This is a genomic window from Chryseobacterium sp. G0162 (assembly GCF_003815715.1).
Taxonomy (GTDB): Bacteria; Bacteroidota; Bacteroidia; order Flavobacteriales; family Weeksellaceae; genus Chryseobacterium.
In genome coordinates, this window is sequence record NZ_CP033922.1 from 3709664 (window position 1) to 3722700 (window position 13037).

Annotated in this window: 19 protein-coding genes; 7 read left to right on the forward strand and 12 right to left on the reverse strand. The window is 33.6% G+C overall.

What is annotated here, in order from left to right; translation table 11 throughout:
• Positions 1 to 37: 37 nt before the first annotated feature.
• Positions 38 to 400, reverse strand: coding sequence for a winged helix-turn-helix transcriptional regulator (locus tag EG344_RS16775; RefSeq protein ID WP_123910545.1), 363 nt, complete (start codon positions 398 to 400; stop codon positions 38 to 40).
• 93 nt (positions 401 to 493) lie between these two features.
• On the opposite strand from EG344_RS16775, the gene EG344_RS16780 reads away from it, so the two are divergent.
• Together EG344_RS16780 and EG344_RS16785 are read left to right on the forward strand one after the other, a co-directional pair.
• The gene (locus tag EG344_RS16780; protein WP_123857307.1) at positions 494 to 949 is read left to right on the forward strand and encodes a DUF3291 domain-containing protein; all 456 of its coding nucleotides are present in this window, start codon (positions 494 to 496) and stop codon (positions 947 to 949) included.
• 74 nt (positions 950 to 1023) lie between these two features.
• A complete protein-coding gene (locus EG344_RS16785; RefSeq protein ID WP_123910546.1) occupies positions 1024 to 1530 on the forward strand; it encodes a hypothetical protein in 507 nt (168 codons plus the stop codon).
• Positions 1531 to 1670: 140 nt separating this feature from the next.
• On the opposite strand, the gene EG344_RS16790 is transcribed toward EG344_RS16785, so the two are convergent.
• A complete protein-coding gene (locus tag EG344_RS16790; RefSeq protein WP_198418053.1) occupies positions 1671 to 2165 on the reverse strand; it encodes an SRPBCC family protein in 495 nt (164 codons plus the stop codon).
• Positions 2166 to 2482: 317 nt separating this feature from the next.
• On the opposite strand from EG344_RS16790, the gene EG344_RS16795 reads away from it, so the two are divergent.
• Together EG344_RS16795 and EG344_RS16800 are read left to right on the forward strand one after the other, a co-directional pair.
• Positions 2483 to 2968 (forward strand): hypothetical protein, encoded by a 486-nt coding sequence (locus EG344_RS16795; protein ID WP_123910547.1) that lies wholly within the window; start codon positions 2483 to 2485, stop codon positions 2966 to 2968.
• Positions 2969 to 2993: 25 nt separating this feature from the next.
• Positions 2994 to 3602 carry a hypothetical protein gene (locus EG344_RS16800; protein ID WP_123910548.1) on the forward strand — a complete coding sequence of 203 codons (609 nt, stop codon included), beginning with the start codon at positions 2994 to 2996 and terminating at the stop codon, positions 3600 to 3602.
• 101 nt (positions 3603 to 3703) lie between these two features.
• Here the strand turns inward: EG344_RS16800 and EG344_RS16805 are convergent, their stop codons facing one another.
• The 6 genes from EG344_RS16805 to EG344_RS16830 all read right to left on the reverse strand — a co-directional run bounded on the left by EG344_RS16805 (position 3704) and on the right by EG344_RS16830 (position 8029).
• The gene (locus tag EG344_RS16805; RefSeq protein WP_123910549.1) at positions 3704 to 4732 is read right to left on the reverse strand and encodes a hypothetical protein; all 1029 of its coding nucleotides are present in this window, start codon (positions 4730 to 4732) and stop codon (positions 3704 to 3706) included.
• A gap of 131 nt (positions 4733 to 4863) precedes the next feature.
• Positions 4864 to 5160: a hypothetical protein gene (locus tag EG344_RS16810; RefSeq protein WP_123910550.1), complete on the reverse strand. Its 297-nt coding sequence runs from the start codon at positions 5158 to 5160 to the stop codon at positions 4864 to 4866.
• A gap of 126 nt (positions 5161 to 5286) precedes the next feature.
• Positions 5287 to 6009, reverse strand: coding sequence for an ankyrin repeat domain-containing protein (locus tag EG344_RS16815; protein WP_123910551.1), 723 nt, complete (start codon positions 6007 to 6009; stop codon positions 5287 to 5289).
• A 126-nt stretch (positions 6010 to 6135) separates the two neighbouring features.
• Entirely contained in the window at positions 6136 to 6489 is a 354-nt protein-coding gene (locus EG344_RS16820) for a cupin domain-containing protein (protein WP_123910552.1), read from the reverse strand.
• 19 nt (positions 6490 to 6508) lie between these two features.
• Positions 6509 to 6928: a DoxX family membrane protein gene (locus EG344_RS16825; protein WP_123910553.1), complete on the reverse strand. Its 420-nt coding sequence runs from the start codon at positions 6926 to 6928 to the stop codon at positions 6509 to 6511.
• A 312-nt stretch (positions 6929 to 7240) separates the two neighbouring features.
• Positions 7241 to 8029, reverse strand: a complete 789-nt coding sequence (locus EG344_RS16830) for an AraC family transcriptional regulator (RefSeq protein ID WP_123910554.1) — start codon at positions 8027 to 8029, stop codon at positions 7241 to 7243.
• Positions 8030 to 8153: 124 nt separating this feature from the next.
• Here EG344_RS16830 and EG344_RS16835 point away from each other — a divergent pair, with 124 nt between their 5' ends.
• Positions 8154 to 8666 (forward strand): thioredoxin family protein, encoded by a 513-nt coding sequence (locus tag EG344_RS16835; protein ID WP_123910555.1) that lies wholly within the window; start codon positions 8154 to 8156, stop codon positions 8664 to 8666.
• Positions 8667 to 8817: 151 nt separating this feature from the next.
• Here the strand turns inward: EG344_RS16835 and EG344_RS16840 are convergent, their stop codons facing one another.
• The 4 genes from EG344_RS16840 to EG344_RS24015 form a co-directional block, all read right to left on the reverse strand.
• The gene (locus EG344_RS16840) at positions 8818 to 9213 is read right to left on the reverse strand and encodes a hypothetical protein (protein WP_123857288.1); all 396 of its coding nucleotides are present in this window, start codon (positions 9211 to 9213) and stop codon (positions 8818 to 8820) included.
• 51 nt (positions 9214 to 9264) lie between these two features.
• Positions 9265 to 9396, reverse strand: a complete 132-nt coding sequence (locus EG344_RS24400) for a hypothetical protein (protein ID WP_262484600.1) — start codon at positions 9394 to 9396, stop codon at positions 9265 to 9267.
• Positions 9397 to 9478: 82 nt separating this feature from the next.
• Complete coding sequence (locus EG344_RS16845) at positions 9479 to 9835, reverse strand: hypothetical protein (RefSeq protein ID WP_123910556.1); 357 nt, start codon at positions 9833 to 9835, stop codon at positions 9479 to 9481.
• Between the two features lie 11 nt (positions 9836 to 9846).
• Positions 9847 to 10011 (reverse strand): hypothetical protein, encoded by a 165-nt coding sequence (locus EG344_RS24015; RefSeq protein WP_164464455.1) that lies wholly within the window; start codon positions 10009 to 10011, stop codon positions 9847 to 9849.
• Between the two features lie 640 nt (positions 10012 to 10651).
• On the opposite strand from EG344_RS24015, the gene EG344_RS16850 reads away from it, so the two are divergent.
• Entirely contained in the window at positions 10652 to 11665 is a 1014-nt protein-coding gene (locus tag EG344_RS16850; protein WP_123910557.1) for a nucleoid-associated protein, read from the forward strand.
• A gap of 62 nt (positions 11666 to 11727) precedes the next feature.
• On the forward strand, positions 11728 to 12690 hold the full coding sequence (locus EG344_RS16855) for a hypothetical protein (RefSeq protein WP_123910558.1): 963 nt from the start codon (positions 11728 to 11730) through the stop codon (positions 12688 to 12690).
• The last annotated feature ends 347 nt before the right edge of the window (positions 12691 to 13037 follow it).

Here is a 13037-nt window from a genome sequence, read left to right on the forward strand (position 1 = left end):
GAAGCTAACCTCTTAAAAATCTGAAATATTCGAGTTTTTAAGAGGTTTTTCTATTTTCCAAAATATTTTTACCCCATTCATTGATATTATCCAACAATGGAATGAATGAAGTGCCCAGCTCTGACAAGCTATACACTGTTTTTACAGGAGGTTTTATTCCGAAAACAGTTTTGGTAATCAACCCATCTCTTTCCAACTGCCTCAACTGAAGACTTAGCGTTGTTTCAGTGATAAAGGAAAGGTCTTTTTTGAGTTCCCCAAACCGCTTGTCTCCGTTTTTTAAGTGACAAAGAATTACCCCTTTCCATCTTCCGCCAATAAGGTCCATGACAAAGCTTACCGCACAGGGATAAGATTTTTGGTCAACATTGATATAGGAAGTCTCACATTCTTTTTCCATCTTTTTTATAGTATCTAAATTGATAGTTATTTTATTCTAAGGCTGAGGAATCTATTTTTACACAATAATAGACATAAAACAGGAAATAATAAAATGTATCAATTAGCACAGATTAACGTAGCCAGAATGATTGGGATGAATATTGAAGACCCGGTAATGAAAGAGTTTGTAGAGCATTTTGATTCAGTGAATCAACTGGCGGAAGAGAGCAATGGTTTTGTATGGAGATTAAAGGATGAAGATAATAATGCCACAGGTTTTAATCCGTTTAATGATGAGCAGGTGATCATCAATCTCTCTGTATGGAAAGATAAAGAATCATTAGAATACTTTACTTATAAGACTTTTCATGTGGATTTTTTACGAAGAAGAAAAGAATGGTTTCAAAAATATGGGAAAGCGTATTATGTACTGTGGTGGATTAAAGATCATCAATATCCAAGTATAGAAGAAGCGTTGGAAAGATTAGAATATCTCCAGAAGAACGGTCCTTCGGAATATGCTTTCAGTTTTCAAACTGCATTTCAGAAGCCGGAATTAAATTTTTAAGGCTAAAAATCTAAATTTTGTATCTTGTCTGTTCATTACCAAATATAAAATTTTAATATAATATATAATCTGCCATGAAAAGCATTCTGATTGTACTACTTGGTCTTCTGTTTTCGGTCTCGATCTACGGACATAAAAATAGGTCTGATGATGAAATTTCTGCCCAGGATAAGATCCTTTTACAAAAATTCTGGAGAGATTTTACAGATGCTGTGACCAGAAATGATAAGGAAAAAATAAAAACACTCTGTGAATTTCCTTTCTATTGCAGACCTTGTCTTAATTATACAGAATATAAAAACAGTAACCCTGTCACAGTGAAGGTAACCAAGGAATTATATCATAAAAAACATTATAAAATCTTTTTTGAAAAAGAGCTAAAAGCTGAAGTTAAAAAACATCGGAAATTTAATGTACAGTTTTTTCATCCTTATTTTAATAAAGAAGTGAATATACACGGAATTTCTTTTTTATATACGCTGGTTCCGCCTTCAAAAACTAGGGAGGGTACTCAGGGAATGATTACTCTGGTGAAAAAAGCGGGAAAATTTAAAATAACCGGAATTGACATTATTCCATAATTTAATCTAAACCTAAAAAAGAATTGTTAGAAGAAAAAGCATAGAAGGAACAATGATAGCTCAGTTTAAGATGGTTTTGGTGGGTTATTAAAACTCAAAGTAACTTCTTCCCTCATCCAGCTTCCCACCTTAAAAACAAATCATAAACGATGCTGATGGGGCCACGGCTTTCCTTTTCCTGTTTCGCAAAGTAATTTTAAGCTTCTCAAAAACTGTCCCCAGGTGTAATTACATTCAGCGAACATAGGCGAGTACATATCCCATCCTTTGTGATAGAAAATTAATAAAGTACCGCTGTCATATACTAACTGATCAATTTGGCCTGCCATTTCCGGATGCATTTTGCGTAATGTTTCTTTATCTCCTGATAAAAGATGAAATGAAATATCGGTTCCTATCCATTCATGAGCGCCTGTAATACAATGCCACTGAATTTCTTCAAAAGGAACAAGCTTTACAATTTTCATTTCTTTAAAATAATCCGGACCAAAAGAGAACCGGGCAATGCTACCCACTTCAGTACTGGTTTTGGTATGGGGTGTCCACCACGCAGACAACCCGGATTGACTGGTGATGGCATGATAAACTTTTTCTCTTGATGCACCAATCAGTAAAGAATGATAAATGTTCGACATATTCAATGATGAGTTATAATGGTTTGGTTTTTAATTTAATACTAAAAATACAAAATAAAAATAAACCATAAAAACTAAAACTATTTCTACCCTCATTTCAAATTATTAAAGGAACAAATATCAAATGTAATAGTGGCCTAATAAACCGTTTTTTGTACTTTAGTAATGATAAACTATGTTGCCATGAGAAAAAAGAATTGAAGTCTAATGTTTTTTCTACAACCGAACAATGATATCTATTGTTTTGCTATTACCAGCTATAAGACACCGTTGAACGCCAAAAAGTAATAAAAATAAAACCACTAAAAATAGTAACAATGAAGTTGACAAAATACTTATCCTTATTCTTTCTGATCGGATTACATCTGGCGTACTATGGACAAAAAAAACAGGTAAATCAACCGTTGCAAATAAAGGCTGAAGTGTTTACTCAAAAAATAATCCATCTGATTACTGAGAAGGATTATACCGCTTTGAATCAATTAACAACTAAAAAAGTGTATTGTTCTCTATGCTTTGATGAAGCACCGGAAAAAAGTTATTTTATGGGAAAAGATCTTTTTTACAAGAAACATGTCAGTACTATTTTCAACAAAGAATTATTGGAAAGACTGAATCGTAATGAAACAGAGTTTTCCTATGACGGAGCTGATCCCGGATTTAAAGACAGAGATTATATAGTATTATACACCACTTATCGCCCAAATGAATTTGGTGACGGCCATGAAGGGGCTCAGTTTGTCTTCTGGCTAAAAGAGGAAAAAGGAAACTTTAAGCTTTCTGGAGTAGAAACCATACCTTAACAGTAACATAGAACCACAGATTCAAATGTTGAAAATATTATCATTTTTATGGATAGCTGTCTATTGCATGACCGCCTGCAATTGTGCCAAAGGAAAAAATGATGCTTCCAAAAAAGACGATGGTATCATTTCAAAAATATATCACAAAAGTGGCTCTAATGATACAGATACTCTATGGGTTTCACAGAATGACTCTACTGTTTTCAGACAGGAAGAGGTAATGATAAAGCATCCTGACAGTTATCCCAAATTAACAATGCGCTATAATTTGATAAATCCTAAAAATAATGCGTATTATTTCATTTATAATGACAAACAGCAACTGATAGAAGAAGGAAAATATACGGCTCAGTACATGTATGAAGGAATCACTTACAACGATGGTAATTTTTATAATCTCAAGAGCTATTCTTATAAAAAGAACGGGAAGCTGCGGACGAAGCACTATCAGGAAGACGGAAGAAATCTTAAAACCGAGTTTTTCAATAATGATGGACAGTTGACGGAAATAAAATATTTCAATAAGAAATCTTCAGATATAGAAAAAGTGGAGATCTATAAAAAAGGAAAGCTTAAAGAAACCAGAATCTATAAAGGATTTAATAATTATGATACCGTGAAAGCAGGGGAGTAGCTTTTATTTTGTTTCCGGATTATATTGCACCCATTTTTTAGAATAGTTTGAAGATGTTCATAAGAGTAAATGGATCTGGATTTTAGCTTTAATTCGTCCCATTAATGTATTTTAGGTCTTATGAGATAGTAGAGCTGGTTTTCTTCATCAATTAACAGCATATAGTCTCCGTTTTTAGGCTGGTATACAAAATAAGAAAAAGGATCTTTTACAGCATTATCAGGACGTTCTATGATGACATTCTGTTTGTAATGCAGTACTTTTTTGGGCATCTTGATGGAAAAGTAAGACGTCCCTGTCCATCCCTGACGTCCGGAACTATTTCCGGTTCCCCAGCTTAGGTTTTTTAAGCTCCAGAAAGTATGAGCATTCCATTTTTCTTTTTGAACATGTTCTCTTTTAATAAGTCCTGAAGGTTTATCTACCTCATAGCCGGAATTTCCGTAGTTAATTGATTTTTTATTAGGCGTGTTCTTCGGATAGCCGTGCCAGTCTTTTTCAGCGTAAAAATAATTCCAGACATTATCTTTAAATACAGTCAGTTTATATTTATATTCATTTCCGGGTGATTCGGAATGAATAATGTCATCATACATATAGTCTCTGTTGGCAATGATATCTTCCGTTTCTGCCACGGAAAATATTTTAGCATCATCTAAATTTTTATAAGGATAATGTGTAGTGTCACCATCTTTCATCCAGTTGCTGTAGGTGTTCTGATCTACATCCACAATATAATCATTGAAGGTTTGATAATTATGGATACCATTTTCAGTATTGTACTTGTATTGAAGGCTATCTGTTATCTGACCTTTCAGATTTATTTTATACCATGTATAGGTATTATCCGCCCCTTCTTTTTCCGAATTATGATCTCTTTTGGTAATGATGACAATAGTACTGTCGTTTTCCTGAATGACAGGTTCGTGGATCCCACGGGACAGTTTAATGATTTCATAGTCATTATCTTTCAGGCTGTCCAGTTTAGGATATGATTTATATTGTTCCGGAAGTTTTTCAGATCTGAGCTTATACCGTTGATAATACATTTCCGAATCAGGCAAAATAATAATGGCAATGGCAGCAATGCTCCAGAGTATAACAGATTTTTTTTTAAAATTAAATTTCATCGTGTTGGTTTTTTAGTCTTTTATGAGGGAAGGCAAAATACGATAAAATAAAGAATCTCGAAAATAAAATTTGTATCTATATAGAAGCTTATATAAGATAATCAAAGTCGAATGGAAATCAGCTCAGATATTTATTTTGCAATATATTTAATCTGTAAATTATTGTATTCATTCTTATTGAATACCTTAGCAATAACTAATTTTGCTGTTTTGGAAGCTGTATCAAAAACTTCAATTCCTTGTGGGGTAACATATACAAAATGAGTCTTATCAATGGATTCTATGCCAGAAATCGGTGAATTTTTTACATAAAATTCCATGTAATTTTCTACGTTTGTGTCCATATAAAAAATACCTTTTGCAGTAGTGTTAATGATTTTACCGCCACTGAATGCCCAGTTCTTTATTTCAGATGGTATTCTTATCAAGATCAAAATTAAAAATATTACCTTTAGTATCTGAAGGGGAGTGTGTTCCACCTTACTTGGAGTTGTTTTCGGGGTTTTGTCATTACAGTTCCAGAGCACTAGTTTTTTATCTTGTTCATGGGCGTTTTATTTCAAAAGTTTCATGAGTTCTGCATTTTTATTGGCTTTAGCCATCTGTAGGGCTGTTTTTCCAGAAACGGTACCATTATCGGTCTCAAAAGTAATTCTTGATTTTTTATCAGCTCCCTGAGATAAAAGATATTTTGCAATTTCAGTGTCGTTCTTTTCTACAGCAAGCAATAAAGCGTTATACCCATCATAATTGAAGAAATCCATTAGGAAATTCTTTCCTTTTAACGGAAGTTTCTTGATGAATTCCAGATCCTTGCTTTTTACGGCCAGCAATAAAAATTTTCCCATATCTTCATTATTGGTGATCTGTGGCTGGTGATTCATGTATAGCTCCTTTGCAATTCCAAAATTTTCATAGAATATCGCAGTATACAATGCATTTTTAGCATAGGCTCCTTTTTTGATAAGGTAGAAAGTAATTTCCGGACTTCCATATTCAATAGCGCCATCTACCAATTTCTTGTTGGCAGTGATGTTGGCTCCTTTATTGACCATATATTCCACCATTGGAAAGTTTTTTTTCCAGATGGCTGCCAATACTGGTGCTGTTTCACCAGGAAGCATGGCTTTAATAGGATATCCCTGGTCAATGATTTTTTTTACCAATGGAAAATTATTCTCACGGATGGCATCATAGAAGGCATCAATCTGCTGTTTGTTTTGGGCACTTAATAATGAAGACAGACATATAAGAACGGATATTCCAAATTTTTTCATTCCAGATATAAATTTAATAGGCTGTAAAAGTAATTAATTTAAGGGATTGAAGAAAACAGTAGGAACAAGTAAACCTATGATGGAGACTAGCTCATCACAGGTTTAATCTTAAAATGGATTACCTTATTAAAGGATTTCCACTTCTTCCGGAACCATAAACAGAATGATACAGCCATTTTCTGATTGTACAGCGTGTTTGAAGTTGGGTGGAGTATACAAATAATCTCCCTTTTTCAGGTTGCCGCCCGCAATAAGAGCATCTCCTTCCAGAATGAAAAGTTCTTCACCGGCTGGATGATTGTGATAAGGATAACTTGCTCCGGGTTCAAATTTTAAAAGGATAGTGGTAGAACGGTTTTGTGCAGGATCAAATTTCAAGGATTTTACAAAAATACCTTCGTAATGAATTCCTTTTTCAATTAAAGGCTGCCATTCTTTTTGTTCGGTTTTTACAATGTAATCATTGATGTTAGTACTCATGATAGTATATTTAAAATTATTATTGATGTAAAAGCTGATCTAAAGACCATTGATAACAGGGAAAACTGCTCAGTAAAAACGCTCCTGCACTGAATACAAAAACAGAATAATCCAAAGCTTCCTTACTTCCAAAAGAAATGCTCATTGCTATGGCAAAAACAAAGGTTAATACAGATGCAGACAAAGCTGCTTTACGAATCTGATATCCTGTAAGAATTAAAATACCAATAATTAATTCTGTCGCAGTAGATACCAGAGCAAGGGTTGGCGACCATGACGAAGGGAAAAATGAATTGACTTCAGCGGTATAATTCACGAAATTTCTCCAACCCGAAGATTGTGCTCCCCAAAAGTTCAGCCGGCTAGCAACAGCAGATAAAAATCCGGCTGCCAATGCCATTCTTAATAAAAAAACTGCGATGTCCTGTCTTGTTTTCATAGGAAAGATTTTTAGGTCTTAATGACAGGTACAAAGTTCAGTGAAAGGCTTCGTCTAAAGAATAGACAATTCCGGGAAAAGCATAGAATATTTGGAGAATTTCGGGGTTCAAGTAATACATTATATTTGGATCAGTTCCGAAATTTGGGAGAACAATATTGTATGTATTTGGTTGATTTTTAATGAAAACGGAAAGTGTTAAGAAACTTATGTTAGATTTTAAGGAGGCAAAGATGGAATCAACAGAGTTAATTGTACGAATATTAAATTCTTTATATTCATAAAATAAAATTGCTTTTACAGGCTCCAAATCTAATCTTTCACTGACTTTTGATAATCTTTGGGAGAAAGAGAAGCATGTTTTTTAAAGAAATTAGAAAAGTAAAAAGGGTCATTGAAGCCAAGCTGATAGGCGATTTCCTTAACACTCAGTTTTTCATAAAGTAATAATCTTTTCGCCTCGGAAATGGTAAGACTATAGATCACGTTTTGAGCCGTTTTATTGGTGTGAAGTTTAGAGACTTCATTCAGTTTAGCTTCAGTGGTTGTAAGGGCCTCAGCATGATAAGAGACAGGATGATTATTTGAAAAATTATTACGGACATTCTCTAGAAACTTTAGAAACAAAGCATCTGGTTTCCATATTTCATCACCGTTGGCAATTTTACTGCGATTGATCTCTACTAAAAGTAACTCTACCAAAGAATGTGTTGAAATCAGATACTGATAAGGTTTTTCCTGAATTTCCTTTTCAATTAGGTTGAGAGTGTCTGTAAAAAATGCTGGGTGCTGAACGGTAATCATTTCGTTCATTCCAAAATGGCAGAATAATCCGTTATGAAAAATCAATTCGATATCACTGTCACTTTTACAGAAAAAATCCAGGGTAAACTCAAGAGTGGTAATTTCACCTTCCACAGAAATTAGCTGATGAAACTGTCCGGAAGTAATGGTAATTGTTTGACCACTTTTCAGCATAAAAACATTTTCGTCAATCAGAATTTCAGCAGTTCCTTTGTTGCACCAGAACAAAGTATATTTGATGACCCTTCTTGGTTCCGGATGTCCTGCCTGATGAGAATATTTTTTTATTTCAATCATTTTTTATATTCATTGAAACGAAATTACAAAAAATGACACTGTAAAATAAAGATTTTATGCGATGAATTTCAGTAGATCAACAAAAGAAAAATACCTACATTCGTATGGCATAAAATAAAATTCAATGAAATATTCAAAGATTATTGTCATCGTTGCGCTATTGCTGTTTCAGCTGGGTGCAGCACAGGAAAAAGCAGATGTTGTATTAAAGAAAGCATCTACTGAAGCGAAAGCGGGTAAGAAAAATGTTTTATTAGTATTTCATGCTTCGTGGTGCAAATGGTGTAAAATGATGGAAAAAAATATGAATCTTCCAGAAACGCAACCTATTTTCGGTAGCAGATTTATCACAGCTTATGTAGATGTTCAGGAAAGAGGAGAGAAAAAATCTCTTGAAAATCCTGGCGGGCAGGAATTGATGAATAAATACAAAGGAGAAAATGCAGGACTTCCGTTTTGGCTGATTTTAAATCCGGAAGGAAAAGTGCTGGCAGATTCATTTAATGCCAAAGGAGAAAACTTGGGATCACCTTCCACTCCAGAAGAAGTGGCCACTTTTATCGCGAAGCTTGAGAAAGCTTCAAAACTGAAGAAGGAAGAGATTTCGATCATTGAAAAGGTATTTACCAAGAAGTAAAAATTTCTGATTCACAGATCAAAATAAAAATCGCCTCAAATACTGTTATTTGAGGCGATTTTTTATCTATTAAAACTTATTTTATAATGATCTTAAAAGTAAAATCATTATTCTTTTTCTTTGCATTGTAAGCCAATTTCTTCTTTATATTTTATTTTCCAAAATAAATCTGGTCCTGCTTCTGCTGCTCATTATAAATAATCTGGAAGCTTACCGGCATATACTGATAAAGAAGTTTCCAATGGGCAATCTTAGCGTGTTTTTTAAAGCTTTCAAAAGATCTTACGAAGATATTTTCAATCATCGTTCTTACATAGGAATTTCCATTTCTGTAAAGTCCGTCCATCAGTTTGATGTGATGGGCAATAATGTTGATCTTTGATTCCTGCAGCAGACCTTTCAGATAATTGACCGTCATTTGCATAATTCCTGCAAAGTTATCCTGTACAGACAACTGTATGATTTCATTGCGAAGTCGCGGATAGAAAAATTTTAAGTATTCAACAGCTATTTTTTGATTAATAGTTTGCATTTGTACTTTCATCATAATTAAGAATTTTTCAAACACTTTTTATTGCAGCGAAATGTATACCAAAATTTAAAGACATGCAGCAAAAATAAATACACCTACAATCACAGCTATGTGAGTGAGTAATATCTCTGAATTGTGTCTGTTAGTCGTGGTTTTCCATGTTTTCCAATCGGAAATTCTTCTGATTTTATTTTTCATAATCTATTGATTGTGAGTTATTTTTATTTTTGTTTAATTTAAACACTTTGTAATGAAACAGTCTAAAAATGTAATAAAAGCTTTATATACCATGACTGTAAATTTGTCTTGAATAGCTGTTTTTCAGGTCCGAAGAAATGTGACTGAAGATCATTTGTCTGTATTCTTTGCTGCAAAACGCTGTAAAATTGTCCAGAGAGTAGATAAAAGTGTTCTCAATGGCATTTTTTAAGAGGATATCTCCATCCATGTACATTTTGTCAATCTTTTGTAAACTTTTGAACAACAAATTACTGTCATTCTGGCGGATCATATTTTTGATACGTTCCGTGAAAGTCCGGATCACACTGTATGAATTGGGACTTTTGGTTTCATTTAATCCAGTTTCAAAGTCAGGAAACAGTTCATTGATTTCCTGTACAGCTTGTAAATAGTTCATAGTATATAGTGTTAAATATGGTTTTGTTCCAATAGTTTGATGAAAGCTCCAAACATGAAAATGATTAAAAACGCAATAAACAGAAGATGATAAGGCTTCAGCCATTTAGGCGTTTGCGGTCCTCTGCTTTTTAATCTTCTTAGTTTGTCTATTCTGTTCAATGTTTTCAAGTCCATTTTTGTATGTTTTGAGAATCATGATGCCAATGGTATACCTTTGAAAATGGATTACGTTTAATGTATTGATATTTAGCTACTTGTATGTTTTATACTGATGGTTTTAATTGAGAAAAGCATTTCAAAATGATAAGGATTTTATCAAATTGAAAGAAACAGGAATCTTTTAACAGCATTAACTGTTTTTGAGATCAACCACAAAAGTCACAAAAGAATTATAACACTTAAGTTATTTTTAAATGGCAAGCTTGATGTATAAAAAGTACACATAAGTTTTGAACATCTACGATTTTCATCTTTTGAATTTATCTTTTAAATTTCCAATGTAAACTAAATTGGAGCTTTTGTACTTGTCATTCTGACGAAGGAAGAATCTCAATAATAACTAGAGCAAAGAGATTCTTTATTACACTTCTGAACTACGTTTGCAAACCTTCAGTGTGTATTCAGAATGACAAGTACTAACCTATTAAAGTATCATTAAAGTTTAATCGTAAGGAGATTTCTCAAGCGAACTAAAGTGTTTAAAAATAAAAACTTTTCTGTCGTTTGTGGTTTAAAAGTTCAGTACAATCAAACCTGTTTTTAAGTTTCAGGAAAAGAATAGAATGAATATCTTTGCAGTCCAAATATTCAGAAGATGTTTTCAAAAATAATAGTACACAGAGTCGGAAATAAGATCAATGGAGATTCTCTAACGCTTTCCCAGGAGGAATTGAAGCTGGAGGAAGGAATGGCAGAGATGCTTGAGGATTACTTTTTAGGATCATTCAAATCGGAAGAAACTTTTCATTTTTATAGTGATACGTATCTGGTGAATAACCCGGTTTACAGTGCGGTATCTGAAATTTTTGAGGATAAATCCAAATTTATCTGGGAATCTGAAAATATTGCCAAACACCTTTTCGAAGCGGCTGAAAATCCTAGAGTTCAGAGTGGAGAATTATTTATCGTTCTTTTCGAAGATGAAAGTGACCGTCCTGACAGAGTCGATAAGATTGGAATTTTTAAAACCGAGAAGAGAGAATCTTTCCTTAAAATTAATCCTGCCGAAGAAACATTTGATATTGAAAAAGATCAGGGTATTGGGTTATCTAAGATTGATAAAGCAGCTCTGATATACAATAACGATAAAGATACAGGATATGTACTTTCCGTGGTTGACAACAACAAAAACGGAGATATGTATTACTGGTTTGAAGATTTCCTAAAAGTAAAGCAGCGTGATGATGAGTATTTCCACACTCAGGAAGCATTGATGGTTTACAAAGATTATATCACCAAACAGCTTCCACAGGAATTTGAGGTTTCTAAAGCAGACCAGGCAGACTTTCTGAACAAATCGATCAACTTCTTTAAAGAAAAAGAAGAGTTTAAATTGGATGAATTCGCCAGTGAAGTATTGGGAGACGAGCATGTGATCGAGAGTTTTGTTAACTTTAAAACTGATTACGAACAAGACATGCAGGTGAATATTGCTGAAGAATTCCCGATCAGTGAAGCGGCGGTTAAGAAAACCCAAAGGCACTTTAAAAGTATTATTAAACTTGATAAAAACTTCCATATATATATTCACGGTGACCGACAGAAAATCGAAACCGGAGAAGATGATAAAGGGAAGTATTACAGATTGTATTTTGATAAAGAAGTATAATATATATAAAGAAAGGCATTAAATAATATCATAACTTTATTGCTGATTGCAAAACAGTAGTTATGAAATTTATGCTCATTTTCTGGGGAGTTTTCCTCTTCTTTTTCTGCGTACCTTTTCCGATTTTCATTTATTTGATGAGTGAAGAGACCGCAACAGAACCGAGAAATTCATTAGCTGTGAGCTATGGGTATCTCGGTTTTTCATTATTGATATGGGGATATATTCTTGTCTTCTTTATCAATAATCTTTTCATTAAAACCTTTAAACAGAAGAATGCCATTCATTCTATTCTGAGAAGCGGAATCCCAAGAGAGGCAAAAATCATCCGTTATCAGCTCATCAAATACTTTCCAAAAACCAATATGAATGCCATTCAGATTGTGCTTTCGTTTCCGAATCTTAGAAATACGGTGATTGAGCATGAGATGATGTTTCATGATTCCAAACCACAGGAAAAAAGATTCGATGTGGGAAACCATGTAAAAGTACTGCTGAATCCTGATGTCTCTCAGGAACCTTACTTTATTTTAAGTGATCAGAAAGTCGGTTTCAATGCGTCAGGAATGGTGCTAAGAATCGTATTTATAGTATTGTTAATCGCTTATGTGGTTGGATTGTATTCTTATTTCTATACGCAGGAATCTTTTGATTTTGGATGGAGATTTCTCACCTTTATGCATCCGATTATTTTCAGTGGAGTGATGACTCTTATTTATGTATTGGTCTTTCAGCTGATCGTAGGGAAGTTTTTTCAGAATAATAAAGAAGAACGAATCCTGTTTGCCGGAAGAAATGCGGAAGCGAATATTCTCAGCGTCAGTGAAACGGGGGTTAGTATTAATGACCAGCCGCAAATTATGTTTCAGGTGAGTTTTAAAGATTTCAGAGGAAACGAGCATATTGCAGTCTACAAAAAAATTGTAAGCCTTTTGAATCTTGCCTCTGTACCCAAAGCAGGTACCATTGAGATTATGTATGATGAGAATGATCCAAAGAAGATTATGATTCCGAAGATATTTTAAAAGGTAGGAAGCTGGAAGTTATTTTCAGTTTGGTAATTATATACAATTTTATACTGGTGCTGTTATTTTATTACTATGACTCTGTCATTCTGAATGAAACAACGTGAAATGAAGAATCTCTTTATTGTAACAGGTATTGAGATTCTTCCTTCGTCAGAATGACAGTAGTGTTAAATTATATTAGTAACCTTAAGTTATTATTGTTATTATTGATCAATGGGGACAATTAATTCTACATTAAATAAAAAGATAAATGGTTATGTTTTATGACCTTCATGGCTTTCATCTTGCAATCTAGCTAAATCCGAAATATTGATTCCATTCTTTTGTTCCCTTGAAAATATGAG

What these genes read in the sequence shown, in the direction of transcription:
- EG344_RS16780 (WP_123857307.1), top strand. Translation starts at nt 494, where the DNA reads ATGTATCAATTAGCACAGATTAACGTAGCCAGAATGATTGGGATGAAT.
- EG344_RS24400 (WP_262484600.1), bottom strand. Translation starts at nt 9,396, where the DNA reads ATGAAAAATAAAATCAGAAGAATTTCCGATTGGAAAACATGGAAAACC.
- EG344_RS16800 (WP_123910548.1), top strand. Translation starts at nt 2,994, where the DNA reads ATGTTGAAAATATTATCATTTTTATGGATAGCTGTCTATTGCATGACC.
- EG344_RS16835 (WP_123910555.1), top strand. Translation starts at nt 8,154, where the DNA reads ATGAAATATTCAAAGATTATTGTCATCGTTGCGCTATTGCTGTTTCAG.
- EG344_RS16855 (WP_123910558.1), top strand. Translation starts at nt 11,728, where the DNA reads ATGAAATTTATGCTCATTTTCTGGGGAGTTTTCCTCTTCTTTTTCTGC.
- EG344_RS16850 (WP_123910557.1), top strand. Translation starts at nt 10,652, where the DNA reads ATGTTTTCAAAAATAATAGTACACAGAGTCGGAAATAAGATCAATGGA.
- EG344_RS16840 (WP_123857288.1), bottom strand. Translation starts at nt 9,213, where the DNA reads ATGATGAAAGTACAAATGCAAACTATTAATCAAAAAATAGCTGTTGAA.
- EG344_RS16820 (WP_123910552.1), bottom strand. Translation starts at nt 6,489, where the DNA reads ATGAGTACTAACATCAATGATTACATTGTAAAAACCGAACAAAAAGAA.
- EG344_RS16805 (WP_123910549.1), bottom strand. Translation starts at nt 4,732, where the DNA reads ATGAAATTTAATTTTAAAAAAAAATCTGTTATACTCTGGAGCATTGCT.
- EG344_RS16825 (WP_123910553.1), bottom strand. Translation starts at nt 6,928, where the DNA reads ATGAAAACAAGACAGGACATCGCAGTTTTTTTATTAAGAATGGCATTG.
- EG344_RS16845 (WP_123910556.1), bottom strand. Translation starts at nt 9,835, where the DNA reads ATGAACTATTTACAAGCTGTACAGGAAATCAATGAACTGTTTCCTGAC.
- EG344_RS16830 (WP_123910554.1), bottom strand. Translation starts at nt 8,029, where the DNA reads ATGATTGAAATAAAAAAATATTCTCATCAGGCAGGACATCCGGAACCA.
- EG344_RS16815 (WP_123910551.1), bottom strand. Translation starts at nt 6,009, where the DNA reads ATGAAAAAATTTGGAATATCCGTTCTTATATGTCTGTCTTCATTATTA.
- EG344_RS16790 (WP_198418053.1), bottom strand. Translation starts at nt 2,165, where the DNA reads ATGTCGAACATTTATCATTCTTTACTGATTGGTGCATCAAGAGAAAAA.
- EG344_RS16785 (WP_123910546.1), top strand. Translation starts at nt 1,024, where the DNA reads ATGAAAAGCATTCTGATTGTACTACTTGGTCTTCTGTTTTCGGTCTCG.
- EG344_RS16775 (WP_123910545.1), bottom strand. Translation starts at nt 400, where the DNA reads ATGGAAAAAGAATGTGAGACTTCCTATATCAATGTTGACCAAAAATCT.
- EG344_RS24015 (WP_164464455.1), bottom strand. Translation starts at nt 10,011, where the DNA reads ATGGACTTGAAAACATTGAACAGAATAGACAAACTAAGAAGATTAAAA.
- EG344_RS16795 (WP_123910547.1), top strand. Translation starts at nt 2,483, where the DNA reads ATGAAGTTGACAAAATACTTATCCTTATTCTTTCTGATCGGATTACAT.